This window comes from Rhodococcus sp. NPDC127593 (genome assembly GCF_042671975.1).
GTDB lineage: Bacteria > Actinomycetota > Actinomycetes > Mycobacteriales > Mycobacteriaceae > Rhodococcus_F.
On sequence record NZ_JBHXWI010000030.1, the window covers coordinates 55,483 to 81,653 of the forward strand.

Annotated in this window: 22 protein-coding genes; 8 read left to right on the forward strand and 14 right to left on the reverse strand. The window is 63.6% G+C overall.

Annotation, left to right across the window (positions count from 1 at the left end; translation table 11 throughout):
- Positions 1–55: 55 nt before the first annotated feature.
- Entirely contained in the window at positions 56–1,399 is a 1,344-nt protein-coding gene (locus ACFVJ3_RS26725) for an MFS transporter (RefSeq protein ID WP_378454923.1), read from the reverse strand.
- Between the two features lie 284 nt (positions 1,400–1,683).
- Here ACFVJ3_RS26725 and ACFVJ3_RS26730 point away from each other — a divergent pair, with 284 nt between their 5' ends.
- From ACFVJ3_RS26730 to ACFVJ3_RS26745, 4 genes are all read left to right on the forward strand, one after another.
- On the forward strand, positions 1,684–2,871 hold the full coding sequence (locus tag ACFVJ3_RS26730) for a CaiB/BaiF CoA transferase family protein (RefSeq protein WP_378454924.1): 1,188 nt from the start codon (positions 1,684–1,686) through the stop codon (positions 2,869–2,871).
- Positions 2,872–2,914: 43 nt separating this feature from the next.
- On the forward strand, positions 2,915–3,943 hold the full coding sequence (locus ACFVJ3_RS26735; RefSeq protein WP_378454925.1) for a zinc-binding dehydrogenase: 1,029 nt from the start codon (positions 2,915–2,917) through the stop codon (positions 3,941–3,943).
- A 72-nt stretch (positions 3,944–4,015) separates the two neighbouring features.
- Positions 4,016–5,065, forward strand: coding sequence for an NAD(P)-dependent alcohol dehydrogenase (locus tag ACFVJ3_RS26740; RefSeq protein ID WP_378454926.1), 1,050 nt, complete (start codon positions 4,016–4,018; stop codon positions 5,063–5,065).
- 767 nt (positions 5,066–5,832) lie between these two features.
- Positions 5,833–6,690 carry an enoyl-CoA hydratase/isomerase family protein gene (locus ACFVJ3_RS26745; protein WP_378454927.1) on the forward strand — a complete coding sequence of 286 codons (858 nt, stop codon included), beginning with the start codon at positions 5,833–5,835 and terminating at the stop codon, positions 6,688–6,690.
- Positions 6,691–6,895: 205 nt separating this feature from the next.
- On the opposite strand, the gene ACFVJ3_RS26750 is transcribed toward ACFVJ3_RS26745, so the two are convergent.
- The 7 genes from ACFVJ3_RS26750 to ACFVJ3_RS26780 form a co-directional block, all read right to left on the reverse strand.
- The gene (locus ACFVJ3_RS26750) at positions 6,896–7,876 is read right to left on the reverse strand and encodes an alpha/beta hydrolase (RefSeq protein WP_378454928.1); all 981 of its coding nucleotides are present in this window, start codon (positions 7,874–7,876) and stop codon (positions 6,896–6,898) included.
- Positions 7,877–8,089: 213 nt separating this feature from the next.
- On the reverse strand, positions 8,090–9,547 hold the full coding sequence (locus ACFVJ3_RS26755; protein ID WP_378454929.1) for an MmgE/PrpD family protein: 1,458 nt from the start codon (positions 9,545–9,547) through the stop codon (positions 8,090–8,092).
- Positions 9,548–9,665: 118 nt separating this feature from the next.
- Positions 9,666–10,430, reverse strand: coding sequence for an ABC transporter permease (locus ACFVJ3_RS26760; protein WP_378454930.1), 765 nt, complete (start codon positions 10,428–10,430; stop codon positions 9,666–9,668).
- 134 nt (positions 10,431–10,564) lie between these two features.
- Positions 10,565–11,269: an ABC transporter ATP-binding protein gene (locus ACFVJ3_RS26765; RefSeq protein ID WP_378454931.1), complete on the reverse strand. Its 705-nt coding sequence runs from the start codon at positions 11,267–11,269 to the stop codon at positions 10,565–10,567.
- 185 nt (positions 11,270–11,454) lie between these two features.
- A complete protein-coding gene (locus ACFVJ3_RS26770) occupies positions 11,455–12,498 on the reverse strand; it encodes an ABC transporter substrate-binding protein (protein WP_378454932.1) in 1,044 nt (347 codons plus the stop codon).
- Between the two features lie 116 nt (positions 12,499–12,614).
- Positions 12,615–13,601, reverse strand: coding sequence for an ABC transporter substrate-binding protein (locus ACFVJ3_RS26775; RefSeq protein WP_378454933.1), 987 nt, complete (start codon positions 13,599–13,601; stop codon positions 12,615–12,617).
- 144 nt (positions 13,602–13,745) lie between these two features.
- Positions 13,746–15,158: an aldehyde dehydrogenase family protein gene (locus tag ACFVJ3_RS26780; RefSeq protein ID WP_378454934.1), complete on the reverse strand. Its 1,413-nt coding sequence runs from the start codon at positions 15,156–15,158 to the stop codon at positions 13,746–13,748.
- Between the two features lie 360 nt (positions 15,159–15,518).
- Between ACFVJ3_RS26780 and ACFVJ3_RS26785 the strand changes: the two genes are divergently transcribed.
- From ACFVJ3_RS26785 to ACFVJ3_RS26800, 4 genes are all read left to right on the forward strand, one after another.
- Complete coding sequence (locus tag ACFVJ3_RS26785; protein WP_378454935.1) at positions 15,519–16,445, forward strand: NAD(P)-dependent oxidoreductase; 927 nt, start codon at positions 15,519–15,521, stop codon at positions 16,443–16,445.
- A gap of 34 nt (positions 16,446–16,479) precedes the next feature.
- On the forward strand, positions 16,480–16,857 hold the full coding sequence (locus ACFVJ3_RS26790; RefSeq protein ID WP_378454936.1) for a carboxymuconolactone decarboxylase family protein: 378 nt from the start codon (positions 16,480–16,482) through the stop codon (positions 16,855–16,857).
- Between the two features lie 123 nt (positions 16,858–16,980).
- The gene (locus ACFVJ3_RS26795; RefSeq protein ID WP_378454937.1) at positions 16,981–18,336 is read left to right on the forward strand and encodes an MFS transporter; all 1,356 of its coding nucleotides are present in this window, start codon (positions 16,981–16,983) and stop codon (positions 18,334–18,336) included.
- A 95-nt stretch (positions 18,337–18,431) separates the two neighbouring features.
- Complete coding sequence (locus tag ACFVJ3_RS26800) at positions 18,432–19,178, forward strand: 2,3-bisphosphoglycerate-dependent phosphoglycerate mutase (protein WP_378454938.1); 747 nt, start codon at positions 18,432–18,434, stop codon at positions 19,176–19,178.
- Here ACFVJ3_RS26800 and ACFVJ3_RS26805 read toward each other — a convergent pair.
- From ACFVJ3_RS26805 to ACFVJ3_RS26830, 6 genes are all read right to left on the reverse strand, one after another.
- Positions 19,175–19,921, reverse strand: a complete 747-nt coding sequence (locus ACFVJ3_RS26805; protein WP_378454939.1) for an alpha/beta hydrolase — start codon at positions 19,919–19,921, stop codon at positions 19,175–19,177. The two genes, ACFVJ3_RS26800 and ACFVJ3_RS26805, sit on opposite strands and share 4 nt — an antisense overlap.
- A 210-nt stretch (positions 19,922–20,131) precedes the next feature.
- A complete protein-coding gene (locus ACFVJ3_RS26810) occupies positions 20,132–20,893 on the reverse strand; it encodes an IclR family transcriptional regulator (RefSeq protein WP_378454940.1) in 762 nt (253 codons plus the stop codon).
- A 54-nt stretch (positions 20,894–20,947) separates the two neighbouring features.
- Positions 20,948–21,697, reverse strand: a complete 750-nt coding sequence (locus ACFVJ3_RS26815; protein ID WP_378454941.1) for an enoyl-CoA hydratase/isomerase family protein — start codon at positions 21,695–21,697, stop codon at positions 20,948–20,950.
- Positions 21,694–23,280, reverse strand: a complete 1,587-nt coding sequence (locus ACFVJ3_RS26820) for a class I adenylate-forming enzyme family protein (protein ID WP_378454942.1) — start codon at positions 23,278–23,280, stop codon at positions 21,694–21,696. Before ACFVJ3_RS26820 ends, ACFVJ3_RS26815 begins: the two co-directional genes overlap by 4 nt.
- Complete coding sequence (locus tag ACFVJ3_RS26825) at positions 23,277–24,458, reverse strand: MaoC family dehydratase N-terminal domain-containing protein (protein WP_378454943.1); 1,182 nt, start codon at positions 24,456–24,458, stop codon at positions 23,277–23,279. The genes ACFVJ3_RS26820 and ACFVJ3_RS26825 overlap by 4 nt, the downstream gene beginning before the upstream one ends.
- Positions 24,459–24,517: 59 nt before the next feature.
- Positions 24,518–26,005: an aldehyde dehydrogenase family protein gene (locus tag ACFVJ3_RS26830; protein WP_378454944.1), complete on the reverse strand. Its 1,488-nt coding sequence runs from the start codon at positions 26,003–26,005 to the stop codon at positions 24,518–24,520.
- Between the last annotated feature and the right edge of the window lie 166 nt (positions 26,006–26,171).

The window sequence follows — 26,171 nt, forward strand, 5'->3', positions numbered from 1 at the left end:
GCCGGTACCCGTGCCGGTACCGGCACATTCTCGTACCAGGTCGAGTAGTGAAGGATCAGCCGACTCGTGGAGCGTCCGGAATGTCGTCCAGGTCGACGTCCCGAGTTTCCCGCAACCGCAGCGTGCACCCGATGGAGACCAGGCCGAGGCCTGCCAGCAGGACACCGAAAGCGAGACCTCCCCATGTCGAGATGACACTCGCGGCGATCAGCGGGGGAAGCGCACCACCGAAGATTCCGGCGAGGCTGTAGGACAGACCCGCGGCGGTGTAGCGGTACCTGGTGTGGAACAGCTCTGACAGGAAGGACCCCGCGACACCGAAGGCATGACCGGCAACGAGGAAGCTCACCGCAAGACCGATCCAGAACGCGGCCAGCGATTTCGTGTCGAGCAACGGGAACAGCACCAGCGCCCAGGGGATCGCGACAACGTTCGTGATCAGCAGAATCCGTCTCCGGCCTACTCGGTCGGAACGGGTTCCGCCTGAGATGATGCCGATTCCGAGCATCACACCACCGAACACGCCGGCTCCGAGGACCTGAGAGCGATCCAGATCGAGCGTTGCGGTGCCGTAGTTGGTCAGGTAGGACGCGCCCATGTAATTGAGAGCGAAAGCCATCAGCAGTGTGCCGGCGCCGAGCAGGATCTGCCTGCCCTGGTTGCGGAACGCGTCCGCGAACGGAAGTGAGCTGGCTCCCTCGCCCTTGATCTGCTTGGTGAACACCGGAGTGTCATCGAGCTTGAGGCGGACATACAGGCCGAAGACCACCAGGAGCGCGCTCAGCAGGAAGGGGATCCGCCAACCGTAGGACACGAACGTTTCGTCGGTCATGAACACACTGGTCAGCAGGAAGGTCGTTGCGGCCAGCATATTGGCAGCAGCGCCTCCCAGGTTGGTGAACATCGCCCAGAAGCCACGCTTGTCCTTCGGCGCGTTCTCCGTCGTGAACAGCGCGGCACCGGCCCATTCACCGCCCGCTGCCAGCCCCTGCGCAACGCGCAAGAGAATAAGGAAGACCGGCGCGAGGACACCGATCGTTTCAGCAGTGGGAAGTACACCGATGAGGACGGTCGCAACACCCATGGTCAGCATGGTGGCGATCAGCGTGCGCTTTCGCCCGAGTCGGTCTCCGAAGTGTCCGAAGAAGATCGCCCCGAACGGTCGCGCCACGAACGCCACGCCCAGCGTGGCGAATGAAACGACGGTGCCGGCCTGATTCCCCAACGCGGGGAAGAATACGTCGGAGAACACCAACGCCGCGGCGGTGCCGTAGATGATGAAGTCGTAGAACTCGATGACAGTGCCCATGAAGCTCGCGAGGGCAACCTTGCGCATCTTGTTCGTACTCGGGGGCGAAGCGGGGGAATCCACTCCCACCGGCTGCTCTTGCAGCGACATCAGGTCTTCTCCTTGATGGTGGAGCGATCCGACGTGAAGCCGAATCGCCGCGGCCTCGCACCCGACACAAAGTTCGTATATAAGTACGAATGTTCCCAATAAAGATCTATCTGACGATAACTGTGGTGCCCGTCACGAGTCAAGGATTCCCTCGACGGGCCGCGCAAAGTCGCGGCGCAGCCGCATCGGCCCGCCATTCGGTTCATTGACACACCCCATGGGCGCGCCTATCGTTTCGCACTAACAAACTTTTGTCCGTAATTACGATCATGAAGGGGTGAGGGATGCCCGCACTCAACGGTGTGAAGGTCATCTGCGTCGGGCAGTTCTATTTCGCGCCCTACTGCTCGATGCTGCTCGCGCGGCTCGGCGCCGACGTCATCAAGATCGAGGCACCTGCCGGCGATCCATATCGCAGGTTGGCCACCGCCACCGAGGACGGCTCGTCAGTCCAGTTCAGCATGTTGAACTCCGGTAAGCGCGCCATGCGGTTGGATCTGAAGAACCCCGATGGACAGGCCGTGCTTCGGCGGCTGGCCGAGACCGCCGATATTCTCATCCAGAATCTCGCGCCGGGAGCGATGGATCGCTACGGTCTGGGCTACGAAGCGTTGGCGAAGGTCAATCCTCGGCTGATCGTTGCTTCCGGTACCGGTTTCGGCTCGTTCGGGCCCTATGCAGGACAGCCCGCGATGGACCTGACCATCCAGGCCCGTACGGCCGTCATGAGCACGACCGGCTTCATGGAAGGACCCCCCACCCGCACCGGCCCCTCCGTGGTCGACTTCATGGGAGGAGCCCACCTCGTCGGCGGCGTCCTCGCGGCGCTCTACCAGCGCGAGCACACCGGTCGAGGCCAACACGTGGAGGTGGCGCTTCAGGACGCGATTCTGCCGTCGCTCACGTCGAACATCGCGGGTATGGCTCACAGCGAGAACTCGATGCCGGAGCGGACCGGGAACCGTCACGGCGGCATGGCGGTCGTGCCGTACAACGCGTACCCGGCACGCGACGGCTGGGTGACCGTGCTGTGTCCAACTCAGGTGCACTGGGATCGACTGTGCGACATCATGGGCGACCCCGACGCGAAGGACCCTCGCTTCGATTCGATGGGTGGCCGCTGCGATCACGTCGACGACGTCGACATGATCGTCGAACGGTGGACGAGCACACACACCAAGCAAGAGATAGCCGACCTGCTGGAGAACACCGGCATCCCCACCGCGCCCGTCATCGACCTTGCCGAACTGATGGTGGATCCCCACATCACCGAGCGTGGCGTCCTGCGCCGGATGTCCGACGACAAAGGCTCGTGGATGACACTCGGCAGCCCACTGTTCCTCTCCGACTCACCGATCGTGGAGCCGACCAGGGCTCCCGGTCTGGGAGCCGACACCGACCAGATCCTGCTCGAGGAGCTGGGTATGTCGTCCGAGGAGATCGAGCAACTGCGCTCGGCTGGAGCCATCTGAGGGTGGTCGGCACCCGTAAAATCATCTGTAGCAGGAGGTAGTAATGCGGGGTCTGGTGTTCGACGGAGATCGGCGGGTTTCACTGCGCCCTTTTCCAGACCCGAAGCCCGGCGAAGGTGAAATCGTCATCCAGGTAACCGCATCGGGTATGTGCGGGAGCGACCTGCACTACTACCGTGCAACCACCGATGCCATGCCCGACGCAGGGGAAATCTGCATCGGTGGCCACGAGCCGGCCGGCGTCGTCGAGGAGATCGGACCGGGTGCCGACGACAGCGTGGCCATCGGCGATCGTGTGATGATCCATCACTACGCGGGCTGCGGACGCTGTGTCGCATGCCGGTCCGGGTGGACCCAGATGTGCACCACCAGCGCTCCCCTCGTGTACGGCAAGAACGCGCACGGCGCCCATGCCCCGTTCATGCAGGTTTCAGCGAGATCAGCACTTCGACTTCCCGACTCCCTCTCCTTCGAGGCCGGCGCGGCGATCGGATGCGGGACAGGTACCGCGTGGGGCGCGCTGGAACGACTCGGCGAGATCGGCGGCACCGATGTCGTGGTGTTCGGGCAAGGACCGGTCGGTCTCTCCGCCACCATGCTCGCCGCGGCGCGAGGAGCGCGAGTCATAGCAGTGGATCTCGAGCCCAAGCGGTTGTCCCAGTCGACTCGGTTCGGTGCTGCCGAGACCGTCGACGCCGGGTCCGTCGACGCCGTCCAGGCGATCAAAGATCTGACTCGAGGATTGGGCGCACCGGCGATTGTCGAGACTTCCGGCGCCACCGTAGCTGCCAAGTCAGCCGTGGCGGCGCTGGCACCATGGGGTCGTCTGTGCGTGGTGGGGTTGGGTGGCACCGTCGAACTCGATGTCCGGCAGAACCTCTCACGGCAGCTGACCGTCATGACGTCCTGGTCACTGTCGAGTGTTCAGCAGCTGGAATGCGCCGACTTCATCGAACGTCACGCGCTGCCGGTCGATGACCTGTTCAGCGATCGCTGGTCCTTGGACCAAGCAGAAGAGGCATACACGAAGTTCGACAAACAGGACGCAGGCAAAGGCGTGTTCGTCTTCTGACCGACCTGAACAGATTCATATCCGATCCGCCTCGGCCACACAGTGGTCGGCGATGGCGAAGAGAAAGGACAAATGATGCTTGTCAACGCCCGCTCCACGGCGGCCCCGGGCGCGCCGTTCGAAGCGACCAAGATCGAGCGACGGGAGGTCGGCCCGGCGGATGTACTGATCGACATTGCGTACGCCGGCATCTGCCACACCGATGTCAGCCGGGCGCGCAGCGAATTCGGCAGCACGAACTACCCGCTGGTCCCTGGACACGAGATCGCCGGAACCGTGTCCGCCGTCGGCGGCGAGGTCAGCAAGTTCGCTGTGGGCGACCGTGTGGGGATCGGGTGTTTCGTCGATTCGTGCCGGGAGTGCGACCACTGCAAAGCCGGCCTCGAGTCGTACTGCCGTGTGGAACACATCAGGACCTACAACGCCGTCGGCCGTGACGGGAAGGTCACCCAGGGTGGGTATAGCGAGAAGATCGTCGTGGACGAGGCGTATGTTCTCCGGATCCCGGACAGTCTCCCGTTGGACGAGGCTGCGCCCCTTCTGTGCGCCGGAATCACCACCTATACCCCTCTCCGCCATTGGAAGGCCGGACCCGGCAGCAGGGTCGCGATCGTGGGATTCGGCGGCCTCGGACACGTCGGCGTGTCGATCTCCAAGGCCCTGGGTGCACACACCACCGTGCTGGATCTGACCATGGACAAGGAAGCCGACGCTCTGCGACGCGGCGCCGATGCCTATCGGCTGACGACGGATCCGACGGTCTACACCGATTATGCCGACACCTTCGACCTGATCGTGTCGACCGTGCCGGCGAACCTCGACTACGACGCCTTCCTCAAGATGCTCGCGCTCGATGGAACCTTCGTCAATCTCGGTGTCCCGAAGCGTCCGATCAGCTTCGATGTGTTCTCCCTGCTGCACAACCGTCGGTCGATCGCGGGAACTCTGGTCGGTGGTATCGAAGAGACGCAGGAGATGCTCGATTTCTGCGCCGCCCACGGGATCGCTGCCGAGGTGGAGGTGATCGACGCCAATGAGATCGATCGGGCCTACGATCGGGTCGCTGCCGGTGATGTCAAGTATCGCTTCGTCATCGACATCAGCACGATGGCTTCGAAATGAAGCGCGAACTCTGATCGACCCAGCTCGCGGGTGCCGTCTGTCCGACGGCACCCGACGGCGACGGCGCCGTGGACCTTTGTCAAGGTGCTCCTTGTCATGCACCGTCAAATTCTTGCCTGTCCCGTCGTTGGCCGCCTCGGCCCCTTCATCATGATCGACATCGACCTGATCGTCCTACCACGGGGTCGGCGTACCACGTACGAAGGATCTCAACGAGGCCTGGTTTGACAGTCGAGAGCGTCTGGCACTCTGCGTATTTCCCTCGCTGCAGCGAGGGTCCCCAAACTTCCAAGGCTTCGGCTGTCCCAACTATTGGATTGTATTCGCATGAACTCTCGTGAGTATCGCCAGTGGCGCCAAAGGCGTCGCGCCGCTTGGATCGAAGTCAACCGTCAACGGATTCATTCCGACACCGATGCGGAGTGTCTCATTGAGTTTGCCAGCAAGTGGGCACCATTCGGGGGCGCCACCGAGGAGGAAATCCTTGTGCACTTCGGAATGACAATGCGCCGGTTCATCGAGCGATTGTGGCAGGTCATCCCTGAATCAAACTGTCTCCCAAGTGAGATACACATTTTAGAGGGCGTATATCCGTACCCGCCGAGTCGGCGGTCCGCACGTCATTGGGCGTGACCGGAACTTCTAGTATTTCGCCACAGCTTGACCGTCAAATTGCTTGCCCCAAGGCGCACTAGAATATGCGACGCGACCGGCGTTCTGGGCATCCCACTGCACTCGATCCCACACCAACAGCCCTAGGGAACATCATGACCCGCCCGCAGTACGACTCATTCACCACGTTGAAGGTAGAGGACCGGGGGCGAATAGTCACCGCGACTGTGGATAACCCACCGTTGCACCTCTTGACACGCCACCTGGTAGAAGACCTCGACACATTTACCCGGCACGTTTCGGCCGACCCCGATGCGCTGGTCGTCGTCTTGAAGAGTCGGGATCCCGAAATCTTCATCACTCACAACGACTTCGCAAACCTCTACCGTATGCAGCCACCAAAAATCCCCGCGTCGGTAGATGAGGTCGGTCTCAACCACATGCATGAAATCTGCGAGCGCTTGAGGACGATGAACAAGATCACGATTGCACAGGTGGAGGGCCGAGCTAGCGGCGGTGGCGCGGCCATAGTGATGGCGTGTGACATGAAGTTCGGCGCCATCGGCAAAGCCGTCTTCAACACGATGTCGGTTCCCATCGGCAGCGTTCCGGGCGGCGGTGCATCGCAATACCTGCCACGCCTCGTCGGACGGTCGCGTGCGATTGAACTCATCATGGGTGGGCTCGATCTGGATGCGCTGACAGCGGAACGCTGGGGGTACCTCAACCGCGCACTTCCGCCTATGGAGATCGACGACTTCGTCTCCAGCACCGCGCGGCGCATTGCCGCCTGCCCTGCGGAGGCTGTTCGCCTCACGAAGGAAGTCATCGCCCTGGCAGACGGACCCATCCAGGATGGACTGCGACAAGAGAACTTCAGACTCCGACGACTCATGGCCTCGTCTGAGTCCTTGGCCAACGTCGAGCGATTCCTCGCCATAGGTGGTGAGACTCGAGAGGGCGAGATGCGCCTGGAGGCCCTACTTGGCGACGTGCTGAGTTCCTCGCTATAACGGGTCGCTCCCCATCAGTCCGGACCAACGCGGAATTCCCAAGTAACACCACTGTTTTCCAGCCGAGGCCGGAGCCAGCGGCGCTACTCGAGATCAATCCGCGGGGTGGTGTTCCCGAGGACCGACAACGCCGATCGACTCCACGCGGAACTAATCATTGGATAAACGCCTACTACTCACACTCGTCCGCTGCAGCACCCGCACCTCATGCAGGACTGGAGAGGATCCACTCGCGGAGTAAGCACGCGATGTCGGCGCTGTTCTTCTCCAACATCATCATGTGTCCGTTGCCGCGAATACCTCGATCGGCGAGTCGAACGAAATCGTGCTCGACACCAGCTTGGGCGAGGTACGCCGATGTCGCGTGGTCGTACGGCGCATGATACGAGCCCTCACCGGACACGATCAGAATTCGGAGGCGAGCCAGATTCGGCAGCCGGCGCGCAGGCTCTGTCTGACGCCAGTACCGCGCAAATCCGGGTCCGTCGGGACTTTCCTGACGCTCGAACGCCAGCTCGCCCGCAGATTCGATGGGCGGCGAATAGGTGATCGGCGCCCGCGTTATTCCCCACGGCCGGGCCAGGTCACCGTCGTCGAACCAGTCCGGCTCCGCAGTGAATCGTACGTCGTAGACGGGCGGACCGTTCGGCTCGATCGCCACGATTGCACGCGTCAAGTCCGGACGTGCGTCGCCGATCTGCCAACCGAGCGGGGCGCCCAGGGAATGCGTGAGTAAAATTGCGGGACCGATCTTGTCGAGCAACGCGGCGCCGGCGTCGCGCATTGCCCGCTCCACCGACGCTGCGTCGACCGGACTCGACACCTGTGACGCGTAGAACTGGTCGAAGGTCGGATCTCCCCGTCCCCCATCGCCGGGCCACTGGGTGTGCAGATGCGCCTGCGGCCACGACGGTGCCGAACGGTCGGCGCACACTCGGCCGGCGACCGCTGTTGCCGGGCGCAGTGCGCCCACCTGATCGTGCCCTTGGGCTCGACCTCCGCCTGGCGCGTCGACGACGTACACGGCGAATCCGTCCGCGACGAAGTTGTCTGCCCAGCCGCGCCGACCATCGGGCGTCGACAGGAAGCCCGCGCCAGTCTGTCCGCCTCCATGAATCATCACAACCGGGAACGGGTAGCACGGCTCCGCCGGTATCTGGTACTGGACAAACGCCTGGCCCGTCATCGTGTCAGTGTCGTCGTTATACCGGCCACCGACATAAAAGCAACCCTGGTCGGCCAATACGAGCGGCCGTCTGGATTCGTCTGCGTCCTCACCTGGCTCGTTGCGGTCGGTTGTCATATTTCGTCCGCAATGTCGGTCAAGGTCGACACGTGATCAACCTGTCAAAGCATGCGACCGCGCACCGCCCACGTACCTGCATCCCCCGCACCAGGATCACGACGAACCTCCCACGCCGAGCAGACCACTCACCTCGTTGACGTCGTCTACCGATTCGAGGGATGCGCACGCCTGGAAGAACTGATCGAAACGACCTTGTCCGACCCGACGCACCAGCAGGTCTTCCCATTTCTCCCGCAGATCGTCCCAGGCCGGGGCTGGGGTCCTGAACCGATGCCCCCGGGGGTGCTCGACCCTGCGCGAAACCGAGCCACCACCGACCTCGATCGTCACTTCGGCACCACGCCCTTGCGGCTGAATGCGATCGAATTCCGCGTCGCCGATCAGGGCGACGAGCGACTTCAGTCGCAGCACCTCCGGGTCATTGAGCAATGCCGCCGAGTGCGCTTCGTCGAACCCAAGCTTGCCCGCCACCAGCGCGGCCGCAACCATGTGCTGTAGACAGATGGTCGGCATCGACCGGTTGTCGACAACGCTGGCCGGATGCGACGGCATACGAACGGTGATCCGCTCGATGTCATCGAGCGCGAAGCCGTGCTCACTCTTCAATCCGAGGACGGCTTCAACCGGAGAATGGATGGGGTAACCCGCGGAATAGAACTTGAAGTTTGCGCCCATCACCGCGTAGTCGGCGCCGAGGTCCTTTGCCAGCTGTCCCTCGCGCCCTTGCTCGGCCCACGTGTCGATGATCCCACCTGGGGCCTCGAAGATGTTGTCGCTGGCCTCGAAACCCGTTGCCGCAAGAACCGCGCCGGTGACGCCTGCGTAGGCCGCCTGGCCGGTGACGAACGCTTTACTCATGTGCCTGCGCTCCCCGTAGGGTGCATTGAGCGCCACGCTCTGCTGGACAGCCAGCGCAGCCGCGAACAGATGCCGGTTCTCGTCCAACCCGAGCAACCGCGCACACGCGAACGCCGCGCCCAGCGAATGCAATGAGCCCGGATCGATTCCGTGGTTGCCCATCATGGGCGCAAGGCCCCCGGTCACCGAGATGACTCGTGCGCCGACGTCGTAACCAAGGGCCACTGCGTTCACCAGATCGCGCCCGGTGCAAAACTGGCGTTCGGCCAGTGCGGCCGCTGCAGGAACGATGATCGCGGCCGGATGACCGGTGCCGAGGAAGTCCGACGTCGCATGCACGCTGTCGAACTCGTCAGCGTGGCCGGAGGTGCCGTTGGCGAGGGCGGCCAGCGGCGCTGAACATCGGTTGGGCGAGCCGAGCACGACCGACTGCGGTCTGCCGCCCAGATCGTCGACATAGCGTCCGATGATCCGGCCTGCCGGGAGCTCGGCGCCCACGAATCCGCACGCGAGCTGATCGAACACGATGAGCTTCGCACGATCGGCCACCTCCCCGGGCAATGTTTCGTACTTGGTGGCAGTGGCATAGCTCGCCAATGTGTAAGCGGCACTGCCGATCAGGGTGTCTGCAGCGACTTCATGTTGCTTCAGCATTCTTTTCCGTATCTCTTCGTTGTGACGATGGCACAACATTCGGCAACGATCGCGGCCGGGGTCGATCGAGGCCCGCTCGACCGCGGCCGCAATCGCGTGGTGCGGGGGTTGGGTGGTTCAACAGCGCGGCGATCCAATCCACGCGCCCGAATCGGCATCACATCGCGCTACCGGAGTTCTTCCATTCGAGCGGCTTCTTCGTCAGCGCGCTCATGATCCTGTCGATCAGGAATCCGGCCAGCAGGAGCGCGACCAGCGCCGCGTACGTGCCCGCGGAGTTGAACGACGACGCGTTACGTGCGACGAGGTGACCCAGGCCCTGGTCGCCGGCGAGCATCTCGGCGACCACGACTCCGACGATCGCCTGCGGCACCGCGAGCTTGAGTCCTGCGAAGACCCACACCAGCGCCGAGGGAAGCCGGACGCGCCACAGGACATCCAGGGTCGATCCGCCCATGATGCGGACCGAATTGATCAGCGATTGCTTCACTTCCCGGATGCCGAAGAAAGTGTTGAAGAAGATGAGAAAGAACGCGACGACCGCCGCGGTGAGGACTCCCAGTGCTGACCCGATTCCGACCCACATGATGAAGAGCGGGATCAGGGCGAACTTCGGCATGGTGTAAAGCGCGGTAATGAATGGTTCGAAGGTGTCACCCAATAGCCGTGACTGACCCAGGATCACTCCGACCGCGATGCCGGCGGTTCCACCGAGCACCATACCGAGGGCGGCGTTGCTGAACGTCTGGAGAGCGGCATCGAGGATGACACCGGTGGTGAGCCATTCCCAGAAGAGCGGGAACACCTTCGATGGCGCACTGATCATGATGTCGTTGATCAGCCGACCGGAGACGAGCTCCCAGGTCGTGAGCAGGACGGCAATGATCGCGATCTGTGCGACGGCGATTTTCGCCCGGTGCATCCTACGAGTGTGTGAGACCGAACTGCGCGGCTTCACCGACGGGGACGCCGGACCCGCCGGTGCACTGAGGACTTGTGTGGACATAAGTTTCACCTGTCTTGGTCAGGGGTTGAAGCTCGATGGATTCGTCACGCTCAAACGGCTGGCATGTTCGGGTCACGCGCGCTACGGAGCCCTTCATTCAACTCGCGCTCGAACCGGGCGTACTCGTCTGTGTAGGCGAGGGTTTCGAGGTCCCGCTCGTCACCGTAGGGAACTTGGAACTCGGCAACCAAGCGGCCGGGTCGCCCTCCGCCGACGATCAGCACTCGGTCGGCCAGCTTTGCTGCCTCGGCGATGTCGTGAGTGACGAAGACGACCGTTTGGTTCAGTCTCTTCACTGTTCGTCGTAGCTCGACATGCATCTGGTGACGAAGCTGGGCGTCGAGAGCCGCGAACGGCTCGTCCATCAAGAGCAGGCGGGGATCGTAGATCATGCTTCGTGCGAGGAGTGCGCGGCGGCGCATGCCACCACTGAGCTGGCTCGGAAACAGACTTCCGGCTTCCGAGAGATCCAGAAGCGAGAGGTAGTGCTCGACCTGCGCCTTGGTTTCGGACTTGCTCACTCCTCGCATGCGCAGAGGCAGACCGACATTCGCTTGCACGGACATCCAGGGCAGGAGGGTGTCATCCTGAGTCATGTAGCCGACATTGGTGTTGACACCGTTGATCTCGGCGCCGTCGAAACGAACGTATCCGCTGCGCGGGCTCAGCAGCCCGGCGGCGAGGTTGAGGATGGTGGTCTTTCCGCATCCGCTCGGTCCGAGCAGCACGACGAACTCGCCAGGTTCGACCTGCATTGTCACATTGTGGAGAACGTCTTCACGTTCGTCGAAACCTATCGCTAGGTTCCGTACCTCAAAGATCGGCCCGGATGCGGGGCTGGTAGCTGATTTCGCGGCGGCTCGTCTTGCATGGTGGGCTAACTTCGACATGATCAGGCTCCTAAAGGTGTAGCTCGGGGTAGGCGTTGACTCGAGCTCCGTCAGTTCTCTCCGCGTGCCACCGGGTTGACGATTTTCTCGTAATCCAGTTCGGAATAGTCATGTTCGGAGAGGGGATCAAAGATTCGGACGAAGGTGTTCCAGTCCTCACGAGTGAACAGGTTACCCACGTAGTACGCCTTGACGGCTTCGCTCCACGCGAGGTCGAATACCGTTTGATCCATGCCGCTGTAGATGGAATTCTTCAGGATCTGCCCCGTCTTTTCCGGCTCTTGCTTCGTCATCCGGGTGGCCTCGGCGAGCGCCTCGCGGATGCGGTCGACGAGTTCGGGGTTCTGCTCGATGAAGCGCGTGGGGGCAAAAACCACATTGCACACGTACCCGTCCAGCGCCGGCGCCTCACCGTCCGGCACCGAGATGACCGTGGTGGCGGTACCGCGCGCCACGGCGACCTCGCCGGAACCGGCAGCAGCCCACGTTGCGTCGTAGGTTCCCTGCTCGAGGCCTGCTGCTACTGCGGTCGTGGTGTCTGCGAGTGGAACGAGCGTGACGTCGCGGTCGGGGTCAAGTCCTGCGTCGGACAGCACGACGCGCAGAGCGGAATTGCCGGCCGAGCCGGTCACTCCTGCGCCGATCGTCATTCCGCGAAGTGCCTGCACTCGCTCGTCCGGACCGGCATTGACGTTGACGTTGAACTTCTCGATCGCGCTGTTCGAGACGACCAGGCTCTGAATGATGTCGCTGACACCTGCGATGATCTGAAGATCCGCTCCTCCGATAACCGAGTCTACGAACGCGTTGGAGCCTGCGATCGCGATGTCGGCATCGCCGGAGAGGATCGCCGCGATCTGGTTCGAGCTTCCCGATCCAGCTATGTTCACTTGTTCGAAGTTCAGGCCGTACTGAGTGAAATCACCTTGCGTCAAGAGTGTTGCGGGCGCCGTATTGAACGACTGGCTACTGGTGACTCGGACTGTCGTCACGCCAGCTTCGTCGGCCTTCAGTGGCCCGGACTGAGCGCCGCAGGCCGTCAATGCAACCGCGAGCGCGGCAGGAATGGCCAGTAAGGCCAATCGGCGATGCATGATGTATCCACCTCTTGTCATCTCGAAAGGGGGGTGCAAGGAGAAATCGGTATGACACCGGTTGCACGTGGGCTTCGTCGGTTTATCCGGGGAAGCAGGCGTTCACTCGAGCGCAGTCAGCTCTGTCCGCGCGCCACCGGATTGATGATCTTTTCGTAATCCACTGCGGAATAGTCGTGTTCGGAGGACTCATCGAAGATGCCGACAAATGAGTTCCAGTCCTCACGAGTGAACAGGTTGCCCTCGTTGTATCCCTTGACGGCTTCGCTCCAGGCGAGGTCGAATACCGTTTGATCCATACCGCTGTAGACGGAGTTCTTCAGGAACTGTCCCGCCTTTTCCGGCTCCTCTTTCGTCATGCGGGTGGCCTCGGCGAGTGCCTCACGTATGCGGTCGACGAGTTCCGGATTCTGCTCGATGAAGCGGGTCGGCGCGAAGGCCACATTGCAGACGTAGCCCTCCAGTGCCGGCGCCTCGCCGGCAGGCACCGAGATGACCGTGGTGGCGGTACCCCGCGCAACGGCAACCTCGCCGGAACCGATGGTCGCCCAGGTTGCATCGAAGGACCCCTGCTCGAGGCCCGCTGCCACTGCACTATTGGTGTCTGCGAGTGGAACGAGCGTGACGTCCCGGTCTGGGTCCAGTCCGGCATCGTTCAGCACCACGCGCAGAGCGGAATTGCCCGCCGAACCGGTCGGTCCCGCACCGATCTTCATCCCGCACAGTGCCTGCACGCGGTCCCGCGGGTCGGCATCGACGTCGACACCGAATCGCTCGATCGCGTTGTTCGACACGACCAGGCTCTGAATGATGTCGCTGAGGCCTGCGAACATCTGAAGATCCGCTCCTCCGATAGCCGAGTCCACGAACGCGTTGGAACCTGCGATATCAGCGTCGCCGGAGAGGATCGCCGCGACCTGGTTCGAGCTTCCCGATCCGGCGATGTTGACCTGCTCGAAGTCCAGGCCGTACCTCTCCGCGAAATCACCATGGACCAAGAGTGCCGCGGGCGCTGTGTTGAACGACTGCGTGCTCGTGATTCGGATTGTCGTGATTCCGTCCTCGTTGGCCTCCAGCTGCCCGGATCGAGCGCTGCAGGCCACCAAGGAAGTCGCAATCGCGGCGGAAGCGACCAACAAGCACAGTCGGCGAAACATCACTTCTCACACATCGTCTCATTTCGGGGGTGCGCAAGGAGAACTCGGTGCGAGACCGGCTGCGCCTGGGCGTTGGTCGGACCAGAGCAGCTATCCGATGGACTTGTACTCGAGGTACTCCTCGACTCCAAAGCGGCCCGATTCGCGGCCGATTCCGGACAGTCTGAATCCGCCGTGCGGCGACCTCAGGTTCACGGGTGAACCGTTGATGCGGATGCGACCGGCGCGCAGCTTGCTCGCCAGCTTCTTCGCCCGATCGGCGTCGCCGGCCCAAATCGCCCCGGCCAGCCCGTATTGGGAGTCGTTCGCGATCTGGAAGGCCTCTTCCTCGCTGTCGAAGGGGATGATGACAACGACGGGCCCGAAGATTTCCTCTCTGGCGACTCGAAGAGAGTTGTCGCCGGAGAAGACGGTGGGGCGCACGAAGAATCCACGCTTGATGCCCTCGGGTGCCTCCGAGCCGCCCGTCAGCAGGCGCGCTCCCTCGTCGATTCCCACCTGGATGTAGTCACGGACGCGCTGGCGCTGCGACGCGTTCGCAACCGGGCCGAGGGTCGTGCTGGGGTCATAGGGATCTCCCAGTACGAAGCTTTCCGCGGTACGGATTGCGAGCTGCTCCGCTTCTGCCAGTCTCGATCGCGGTACGAGCATCCGCGTGAGCGCGCCGCAGGCCTGCCCTGTATTGCGGAAGGCATCCGTGATTCCGCTGGTGACCGCGGTCTCGAGGTCGGCATCCTCGAGGATGATGTTCGCCGACTTGCCGCCGAGTTCGAGGCAGACCTTCTTGACCGACTGTGCGGCCAGCTCCATCACACGCCGGCCGGCGCGGACGGATCCCGTGAGCGACACCATGTCCACCAGCGGGTGCGTCACGAGCGCCTCGCCGACGACCGGCCCGGTTCCCGACACCAGGTTGAACACGCCGTCGGGGAGCCCTGCTTCCTCGGCGATCTCCGCGAACAGGAACGAGCTCAGCGGAGCGAGCTCCGTGCCCTTCAGCACGACGGTGCATCCGGCAGCAAGTGCCGCTCCGGCCTTCAGGCTCACCATCCGCATCGGGCCGTTCCACGGCGTGATGGCGCCGACGACGCCCGCGGCCGCACGGGAGACCGTCGTGTTGCCGACCTGTTCCGACCACACGATGTCGCTGAGGCTGTCCGCGGCGATCTGAAGGTCCTTGATCGAGGCTCGTGCATGCGCGGCCTCCGCCATCTTGGCGGGATATCCGAGCTCACTGATGATGGTCTTGGTGATCTCGTCGACCCGCGCTTCCATGCCGCGCGCAATCTTGTGCAGCATGTCGGCACGCTCGTCGGCCGGCGTCTGAGACCATACCGGGAACGCGTCTGCGGCTGCCTGTGCGGCGAGATCGACGTCCTCCGCAGTACCTGCCGGAATGGTCGCGATTACTTCCTCGGAGATCGCGCTGATGACGGGAATGACGTCGGCGCCTGCTGAAGGAACCCACTTGCCGTTGATGAAGATCTGATCTTTGACGATCAACCGAACTCACTCCTGTGACGTTGTCGGGACGTCGCGGGGGACAAAGCTGCAGCGCTTGGACGCCCCGACGAACGCGGATATGTAGATGGCTCGCCACACTGGTTCCGTCCGGAAACCCATCGTAAGTTCGTATATACGAACCTTTGATCGCAAGTGTGACCTTGAGCACGCTACGCGGATTCGGACAAAGCTGTCAATGTCTCTCGCCGGTCGTTCGCCGAGACTCTCGTGAAACTCGCCCCGCCTGCCCCCCATTGCCGCCCAGCTTGTTGACGAGTGACTCCCACCACAGCTACGGTCGTTCCGTTCCCGTTTAGGAACAATTGTTCGTATATAGGATCATCGAAGGGAAGTCCGCAGATGAAAGTAGGGTTCATCGGCCTCGGCGGCATGGGGTCGGGCATGGCCCACAACCTCCTCGACGCCGGATACGACCTCGTCGTGCACGACATCAAGCGAGAAAGCGGGCAACCGTTCGAGCAGGCAGGCGCAAGCTGGGCCGACAGTGTCGCCGAGCTCGGTCGGCAGGTCGACGTAGTTTTCACCTCACTTCCCGGTCCGGCGGAAATGCAGGAAGTCGGCCTCGGCAAGGATGGTCTGCTGAGCACACTGCGGACCGGAAGCGCCTGGTTCGACCTGACAACGAATTCCCCCGCTGTTGTCCGTGAGGTGCACACGGCCTGTGCCGACCACGGCGTCGAACTGTTCGATGCACCGGTCAGCGGCGGGCCCAAGGGTGCACGAACGGGAAAGCTCGCCATCTACGTCGGCGGTAGTCAGACGGCATTCGACCAGCACAAGCAGGTGCTCGATGCCATCGGTGACCAAATCCTCTATGTCGGCGAGATCGGTGCGGGCAATACGGCCAAGCTCGTTCACAACTGCGCGAGCATCACGATTCGTCTCGCCATTGCCGAGGTGTTCACCATGGGAGTCAAGGCCGGTGTCGAGCCGGCAGCGCTCTGGCACGCCATGCGGCAGGGCGCGATCGGGCGTTCACGCACGTTCGACCGGATCAGCGATCGGTACCTGCAGTCCGCTTACGAGCCACCGTCTTTCGCACTGGCACTCGCCAACAAGGACCTTCGTCTGGCCCTCGAATTGGCCGACCAACTCGACGTGCCGATGCGATGCGCCAAAGTTGCACAGGCGGACTTTGCGGAGGCCCTCGACCGAGGATGGGGGCATCGCGACTCGCAGTCGCCGATGCAGCTGCAGAACGAGCGAGCGAACGTGACGATCAAGCTGTCCGCAGAAGATGTACAGGAAGTACTCGATCGAGGCTGACCAGCCGCCTCGTTCACAAACATCAGGAGATCCATTGGAAGCCAACGAGACCGGACGTCGCATCATGAGCGAACTCATGGGTGCGGACTACGTCGAGAAGAAGGACGAGACCCGCAACGAGTTCAACGACGTCATTCACGACTACTCCATCGAGGTCTGCTTCGGCCGGGTGTGGGCACGCGACGGCATCGACCGCAAGCAACGCAGCATCGTCAACATCGCCATGCTGACGGCGCTCAACCGACCGGCTCAGCTCGCCCACCATGTCGAAGGCGCCCTCACCAACGGCTGCACGGTCGCCGAAATCAAGGAAGTACTGCTGCAGGCGGCCGTTTATTGCGGACTCCCCGCAGCTGGTGAAGCGTTCCGGGTCGCAGAGAACGTTCTGCGCGAACACGGCCATCTCGACTGACACGTGCCACCCATTCTTCGGGCCGGCCCGTCCCCGTCAATCCTCCACAACTCCTCTACGAACCTTCCGGCGCCTCCCTCCCCTCGCTGGGTGATGTGACTCGTCGGCAGCAAGGAGATCTAAATGACCCACTCGCAGGAGAAGGTCCACCCACCGAGTCCCACACCCGGATCCTCCACGGGTAAGGCCAATCCGCCGGGCATGAAGAAGGTCGCGGCAGCGAGCTTCATCGGTACCGTGATCGAGTTCTACGACTACAACATCTACGGTGTCGCCGCGGCGCTCGTGTTCCCGACCGTGTTCTTCCCCGCGTTGGGTGCGGTGGCGGGCACCGTGGCATCCTTCGCCACACTCGGCGTGGCCTTCGTCGCCCGGCCTTTCGGCAGCATCCTGTTCGGACACTTCGGTGATCGTCTGGGCAGAAAGAAGACTCTGATTGTCACGATGCTGTTGATGGGTGTGGCTACCCTCCTGGTCGGCGTGATGCCGACTGCGACACAGATCGGCGTGGCCGCACCGATTCTCATCGTTGTTCTACGGATCCTGCAGGGCCTTGCCGCGGGTGGTGAATGGGGCGGCGCGGTGCTGTTCGTCTCCGAGCATGCACCGAAATCCAAGCGTGGGTTCTGGTCGATGTTCCCGTCGCTCGGTGGTGGCGGCGCGATCATTCTGGCCAACGCCACGTTCTTCGGGACGGCCGTCGGGATGAGCGACGAGACGTTCCTCGCGTGGGGTTGGCGAGTCCCCTTCCTGGCCAGCATCCTTCTCATCGGGGTCGGACTCTGGGTCCGATTGACCATCGACGAGACACCGGTGTTCGCTAAGCAGATCAAGAAGCACGGGGCAGCGCGCACGCCTTTCCTGGATGCGTTCAAGAGCCAGCCGAAGCAGGTCCTGCTGGCAACCGGTACTGCAGCGATGACGCTGTCGTTGACGTACATCGGTGGTACCTACTTGATCAGCTACGGCACCAAGATTCTCGAACTGCCGCGTCCGTTTGTCCTCAGCATCGCGGTCGTCGGTGGTTTCGCGATCTCCGTTGCGGTCATCCTCGGCGCCGTCCTGTCCGATCGAATCGGTCGGCGCCGCATGATCATGACGGCTGCGTGTCTGGCCATTGTCTGGACACTGATGCTGTTCCCGATCCTCGAGACGCGGTCGTTGTTCGCTTTCGCGCTCGGTGTTCCGGTGACGATGTTCATCTCGGGTCTGGCGACGGGTCCCCTCGGTGCGTTCCTCTCCGAGTTGTTCCACACTCGCTACCGCTACACCGCGACCGGCCTGAGCTACAGTCTCGCCGGCATGCTCGGCGGGGCGATCCCCCCGCTCATCGCGACGCCCATCATCGCAGCCTGGGGCGGATTCGCCTTCGGTCTCGTCATGGCCGCCCTGGCGGTGGTGAGTCTGACCTGCGTCCTGATGATCGGCGAAACGAAGCAACTGGACCTCGACCGCGAAGACGGCGTCCCCGTTTCGTGACGAATCCGTAGACAGCAGACTGCCTCCGGTCCTTCATCGGGACCGGAGGCAGTCCGGCGTCAATGGCCATGAGCACGCTACGAAGGGAGCTGACGATGAACTCCGACTCCGGACACAGAAGCGTGACGGGTGGGCGGCGCCGCCTGATCCTCTTACGGCACGGGGAAAGCGCGTGGAACGCCGCTGATCGGTTCGCCGGCTGGGTCGATGTTCCACTGACCGACGCGGGGCAGGCCGAGGCCCACCGATCCGGTGAGCTGATCCGTCAGGCCGACCTGCTTCCGGATGTCGTGCACACGTCGCTGCTGCGCCGTGCTGTCGCGACGGCCGATGTTGCGCTCAATGCCGCTGAACGTCAATGGATTCCCGTCCATCGCAGTTGGCGGCTCAACGAGCGCCATTACGGAGACCTCCAAGGGCGAACCCGAGAAGATGTCCGCGCCCAGTTCGGCGACGCCCGCTTCTTGCTATGGCGACGCTCGTACAACGTTGCACCACCCGCGATTCGACCAGGTAGCGCTTTCTCACAGGACGGCGATCCCCGTTATCGCGCGTTGGGCGTCGACGTCCCCTCGGCGGAGTCACTGCACGACGTGCAGAACCGGCTACTCCCATACTGGGAGAAAGCAATCGTCCCCGATCTGGTGCGCGGTCGAACAACACTGGTCGTCTCCCACGGAAATGCCCTGCGCGCGCTGATCATGCATCTCGACTGCCTGACTGCCGACGACATCGGTGCGGTGAACATTCCGACCGGAATCCCGATTCGATACGACTTGGACGACGCTCTGCGCCCGGTCGTGCCCGGAGGTGTCGTCCTGGAGCCCACCCACGTGTCTTAAGCGAGGTCACGCGCCTCGAACAGGAGCTCCACCACAGCCTTGGGGTCGGTGACCATCGCGTTGTGAGAGGTCTGCAGTACCCGGTAGTGGAAGCGGGGATCGGTTGCACCACGTTCTCGGGCTCGCTCGAGCAGATGGGGTTCGAGTGACGAGGGGACGCACTCGACGAACATCCCGGGGTGACGCCAGAGCCGGTCGGTGGCGCCGATCCGATCCTGATAGGTCTTCAGTGGTTGCGCGGTCATTCGACTGTTCGCCCACGCGACGTCGTCCGGATCCGTCACCCCGTATCGACTCGCGTCGGCCGGGGGGATGTACCAGGAATCTCCGTGCTCATCGGCCAGCGCGGTCATCGCCGCGGCCCGCGATTCACCGTTCAGGTCGAAGACCGACTCCCCGGCGCGGGGCACGAGTGCGTCGAGCAGGACGACGGTCTTCACACGGTCGGAGATGTCCTCCATCGCACCGGTGACCACCATGCCGCCGTAGCTGTGACCGACGAGCACGGCGTCTCGGATGTCTTCGAAGGTGAAAGTCGCGACGAGATCCTGAATATGGGTGTCGAGGCCGATCTGCGGGCTCAGGAGATGAGATCGGTCGCCCAGCCCCGTCAGGGTCGGTGTGTAGACCTCATGTCCATCCTGGCGGAGAAGCGCGGCGACACGCCGCCAACACCACCCGCCGTGGCGACCGCCGTGGAGCAGCACGAAGGGTGTCGATACTGGTGAAGAGGCCGCATCCATCGCAGCTTCCCTTTCTCGAGTCACTACTGCACAAGTTTGATGTGGACGATCGATCCGACATGTCATCAGGGCGAAGGCGGCATTGGTGTTTCGTCATTGCTGACGCCGCCGGGCGCGCCCGCTCGGTTCACCTGCGAGGTCACGATTCGTGGTGAAACGAGCGGTGGCGCCCAGCGGTGCAACTGCCGCACGAGCTCTGCGACTCAGCGCTCAGCGCGGGGAACCGATCCGCTGCTGCCATCCGTCGACGTGGTCGAGCAGCAGTTTCCTCAGTTCCTGCTCGCGTGGCAGCATGTCGGCGCTCGCACCGACCAGGGTCACTTCGGCAACAGGATTCCCGGCCTTGTTCCGAACCACCGTGGCCAGCGCGAACCGAGTACCGGCGTGGAGCGTGTTCCGGGCGACGCGGGTGCGCTTGATCTCGTCGTATTCGCTGAGGAAGGTGTCGACGAGCGCCGCTTCGTCACTCCCGCACCGACGAAGGTAGGCGTCCATCTGGCTCGCTGGCTGGTCGGCCAGCAGTGCCTTGCCGCCGGCGGTCTCGAGCAACCGCCGGCGAATATTCTTGCGGGCGCCGAACCCGGCGAGGAGATCCGCACCGATCTCGGAGACATAGATGAGGTTGTCGCCGGCTTGAACGCCGAGAAACACGGTCACGCCGGTCGCCTCGTGCAGCGCCTGGAGATCGGCGTCGGTGACCGATCCGGCACGAAGGTGTCCACTTGCCAGCGTCAGCCCGTGCAGGGCCGGACCGATGTAGAACCGGTTGTTGTCCTGGTGGAGCCATCCGGCAGCGACCAGCCCGCGAATGAAACCGTGTACCGAGCTCTTCGGAGCGTCCAACGCTCGGGACAGCTCGGCGAAGGTCATCCCCGGGTTGTAGACAACCTCTTCGAGGATGCGTGTCACACGGTCGATCGTCCGGTGGTTCTGCGGACCTCGGTCCACGCGGTCGCTCGAAGAATCGCTCACGGTCACAATTTAACCCCATCCATTCGTGGTATCCGGCCGCTGCAGCCTTTCATCTCAGGCTCCGACGAATACCGGGGGACGCTTGGCGATCGAAGCCGCAATGCCCTCGTGCAGATCAGCGGTTGCCAGCAGCATCGTCTGCGCGGTGGCTTCCTCGTCCAAGGCCGCCGTCACCTGCGCAGCGAGGGAGCGTCGCATCGTGGACCTGATGGCAACCAAAGACAGCGGCGAGGACTCCGCGATCTCGGTTGCCCACTCGATCGCGGCCTCACGGGGATCACCGGCGGTGACCCGATCACACAATCCGATCGCCAGAGCCTCGTCCGCACCGACGTTGCGGCCGGTGTACAGCAGGTCCAGTGCCTTCTGCTGGCCGACGACCGCGGGAAGGGTGACAGACAGCCCGAAGCCGTGATGAAAGCCGAGTCTCGCGAAGTTCGCCGTCAGCCTGGCGTCCTCGCCCGCAACACGGAAGTCCGCGGCCAACGCGAGACCGAGCCCACCTCCGACCGCCGCGCCCTGGACTGCCGCGACGATGGGCTTTCGGGTGGTGAACAGCGACGCAGCTGCGCGGTAGACCCGGCGAAGGATGTGTTGGTCCACACCCCGGAGATCGGCGCCCGCACAAAAGTTCCGTCCCTGTGAGCAGAGGACGATCGCACGAACATCGGCGACGGAGTCGAAGTGCACGAGTGCCTCACCGATGTCGCTCAGACTGGCCTCGTCGAAGAAGTTGTGCGGTCCTCGCTGTACTTCGACGATGCCCACCCGTCCCTGGGTGAGGGCTTCAACCACGCTGGTCATCGGACCTCCTCGAGGAGCTGTCGTGCGGCGGCAACGACCCCCTTCTTGTCGATCTTGCCTGCGTGGTTGACCGGGAAGGGCTCGCGGTGCGGGACCCAGCGGCTCGGGATCGCGAAGGATGCGATCCGGCCACGCAGCTGACCTGCCAGGGTGTCCGGATCGACGTCATGGGTGAGAACGACCGCCGCCATGACCTCCTCACCCAGATCCGGGTGAGGCATCCCGAACACGACGGCGTCTGCCACGTCCGGCAAGGCCGTCAGAGCCGCTTCGACCGCTGCGGGGGCGATGTTCTCACCACCGCGGATGATCATCTCCTTCGACCGTCCGGTGATGAACAGGTATCCGTCGTCGTCCAGACGTCCCAGGTCACCGGTGTGCAGCCAGCCGTCGGAGTCGATCGGCGCTTCCTTTTCCCCCAGGTACCCGAGCATCTGGGTCGGGCTCCGCAGGAGGATTTCCCCGTCCGTGAACTCGGTAGCCGGGGCGATCGTGATCTCGACGCACGGCAGAGCCCGTCCGGTGGTTCCGGGGCGCTCGACGGTGTCGGCTCCCGAGGCCGCGACGCCTTGTCCGCCGTTCTCGGTCAGCCCGTAGCCGGTGGCGATTCGCGGCTCCACACCGGAGAGCCCGGTGCGGATGCGTTCGACGAACTCCGGGGTCATCGGGGCGCCGCCGACGGTCAATGACCTCAGCGTGGTCAGGTTGCGGGTCCGAACATCCGGATGCTCGAGAACACGGGAGACCATGGTCGGCACCGCGCTCCACCGTTGCACGCGCCACTGCTCGATCAGTCGCATTGCCTCGAGGGGATCGAACCGGCCTGCCGGCATCACCAGCGTGTCCCCGACGCAGATCGCCCGCAGGAGGGTCTGCACTCCGCCGACGTGGAACATGGGCCCGGTGTGCAGGGCGGGCTGGCCGGTCGATTCGTCGACCTGATGCGGCAACCGCCGGGTGATGTGCAGAAGCATCTGCAGTCCGGCAAGCAGCGACCGGTGGGAGAGGACGGCGGCCTTGGGGCGGCCCGAGGTTCCGGAGGTGAAGATGATCGTCGCGGGGGCGTTCTCGTCGATGTCATCGACGGACGCTTCCAGCTGTGTCTCCGAGTCGGTCTCGGACTGCGGATCCCAGGGGAGCAACTCCCATTGGGACGGCACCCGGTCGACGACCCGGTCGTCGGCGATCACCAATGCGGGGGCAACCGTGTCCAGCGAGTCGGCGAGTTCCTTCTCGCTCCACCAGGCGTTGGCCAGAACCGCGACGCCGCCGGCGGAGACGGTCGCCCAGAAGTTCACGATCCATTCCGGGCTGTTCCATCCGAGAATCACCACGCGATCACCGGTGGTGACGCCGCGTGCCCGCAGTTCAGAGGTGCGTGCCCGAACTGTCCGATGGAACTGGGCGAAAGTCATCACGCGTTCGCCCTGGACGATGTGCGCACGTTCGCTCCAGCGGTCCGCAAAAGGCAACAGTGACCCGAGATTGCGTGGGCGTTCCGCGTACATGCGGAATTCTCGGCCGTCGACGACGACGGGGACGATCGACGTTCCCCAGGTCGTGGTGGTGGGCTCGGGGGTCACTGCGCGTTCTCCTCGGCGTCGGCCGCGCGGTGCGGCAGGCGGATGACGGCGGAACCGGGCATCACGGACTGATCGCGCTGGTTGGTTGCCCAGGTCTCGACGTGGACGACGTGGTGGCCGGCGTCGTCGATGAGCTTGTCGGTGATCCGGCCGCCCAGGCGGACGACATCGGACAGGTAGACGTGGGAGCGGTACTGACCGTGGATCGACTCGAGGAAGGCGTCGTCTCCCATCCAGTTCGTCAGTTGGTGGATCTGCCAGGAGGTGCGCTGGATTCCGACGTCGTAGGCGACCTGGGCGCCCTGCAGGCGGGCCGCGTAGTCGTTGTAGTGCACGGAGTAGACGGGCTCGAGCGCGCTGGTCGACGGGTCGCGGAAGGCCCACTTGGGGTGCTTCTTGTAGCGGCGCAGCGCGACACCGTGGGCGGCGATGCGCGGGATCGGTGCGGCACCTGCGGCGACGAACGCGATCTCGTCGGTCAGTCCGATCGGGCCCTTGGTGATCACGTCGAGGTCGTCACCGATCTGAACGTCGTCCCAGTAGCGCGGTTCGGCACCACGCGGCTTCTCGGCGAGGATGTCCGACTCGATCCGTTCGAGCTCGGCCTCGGTCCAGGGGTGTGGAAGTTCGACCTTGCGGGACTCACGCTTCGCTTGCATCTCGGTGCGCTCGAACCGCATCCGCGAGCAGATGAATGTTGCGGCGAGCTCGTCGTTCTGGTTGCGGTATTCCTGCCGCAGGTAGTCCTTGATCCGTCGGCCGGCGAAGTTACTTGCGTCGGTCGGGCCGTCGAACCCGTCGAAAACCACCTTCGCGGTGATCTTGTCGTCGACGCGGATCGGTTCGTGGAAGTTGATGGTGGTTTCGCAGTGGAATCCGCCGAGGCCGGGCCATCCGACCTGCACCGAACCCAGGCAGGCGAAGATGAACGACGGCGGAGCGATGATTCCCTTGTGCGCTGTGGTCGACGCATACTCCTCGTCGGTCCACACCGGGTTGTCGTCACCGATGCCTTCACAGAAGCGCAGGATGGCCAATCGCGTTGCGTACTCGTTGTTCACCGCCGAGGCGGTGCGCAGTTCGGTGCCGATCAGTGCGCGCATGTTGTCGAGCATCTCGTCGGTGAACTTCGCCTGCGCGAGCTCGCGCCCGATCTGGGGGTCCTGTGTCTGGGTCATGGTTCTCCTTGTGGATGTATGAGCCTGCGGTGAGTTGGCCGCAGCCTTTTCCAGCTGGGTCAGCTCAGAGTTGAGACGACAGACTTCGTCTCGAGGTAGTTCTCCATCGCCTCGGGACCGCTCTCGCGACCCCATCCCGACTGGCGGTAGCCGCCGGCAGGCATGTGCACGCCGCCCGCGCGGTGCACGTTGATGCCCACACGTCCGGCACGCAGTCGCCGCGCGATCGCGTGGCCGACTGCGCCGTCGCGTGTCCACACGCTCGAGGCCAGCCCGAACGAGCTGTCGTTTGCGAGGGCGACGGCCTCGTCGACATCGGAGAAGGGCATCACCCCGAGGACGGGTCCGAAGATCTCCTCGCGCATGACGGCCATGGTCTGGTCGACGTCGGCCAAGACGGTGGGCTCGAAGAAGTAGCCCTTGTCGCCGATCCGGTTGCCGCCGGACACGACGCGGGCGCCGGCCTCTCGGCCACCGTCGACGTATGCGGTGACGCGTTCGAGTTGCTTGCGGGAGATCAACGGACCGAGATCGACGTCCGGGTCCGTTCCGTAACCGATGCGCAGTCGACGGCCTTCTTCCGCGACACCTTCGACGACCTGGTCGAAGACCGCTTCGTGAACGAACAGTCGGGTACCCGCGGCGCAGACCTGGCCGGTGTTCCAGAAGACCGCGCCTGCCACTCCGGGAATTGCGGCCGTGAGGTCGGCGTCCGGCATGACTATGACCGGTGACTTGCCGCCGAGCTCGAGGGACAGTTTCTTGATGTTGCCGGCACCGGCATGGATGATCGAGCGTCCGACTTCGGTCGAGCCGGTGAATGCCACGGCATCGACGTCGTCGTGCTCGGCCAGCGCGGCTCCGACGGTCGAGCCGGGGCCGGTGACGATGTTGACCACACCCGCAGGGACGCCGGCTGCGAAGAGGATCTGTCCCAGCCACAGCGCGGTGAGTGGGGTTTCGGCGGCGGGCTTGAGGACGCAGGTGCATCCGGCGGCGAGGGCGGGGGCAAGTTTCTTCGATGCCGAGATCAGCGGGGCGTTCCAGGGCACGATCATCGCCACCACGCCGACCGGTTCTCGTAGCGTGTAACCCTGGATGCGCCGTTCGGCGGGACCGAGGTCGGCGGTGCGCCCGTGGGTCTTGTCTGCCCATCCGGCGTAGTACTGGAACTGCGCGGCAGCCTCGAGCACCATGGCGCGGGCTTGGGGAACGGGGATTCCCATGTCCTGGCTCTCGAGCTTGGCCAGTTTGTCGGCCGAGGCCTTGATCAGCTCGGAGGCCCGCCACAGGATTGCACCCCGCTGTTGCGCCGGCAGCTTCATCCACCGCTCTTCGTCGAAGGCGCGGCGGGCGGCCGCGACCGCAACCTCGGCGTCCTTCTCCGAACCGAGCGCGACGTCCGCGATCTTCTCGCCCGTTCCCGGGTCGTAGGTCGGAAACGTCTGCCCCGAGATCGACGAGAGCCAACTCCCGTCGATGAGCATCGGTGCGGGCCCGTTATCTGCCTGCAGGGGAAAGGACCAGCTCTGCGGCTGTGTCGTCATGAACGTCTCTCCTTGTGAATGGACGGCCGGTTCTGTAGTGCAGACCGGCTGGACGTGACGGTGTTCTCGTGTCGGCGGCACTCGCTGGCCCGAGGGCAACGGAATGCGATAGTTCGTATATTAGAACTCTTGGTTTTATTTAGGAACACCCACGGGCAAAGAAGTA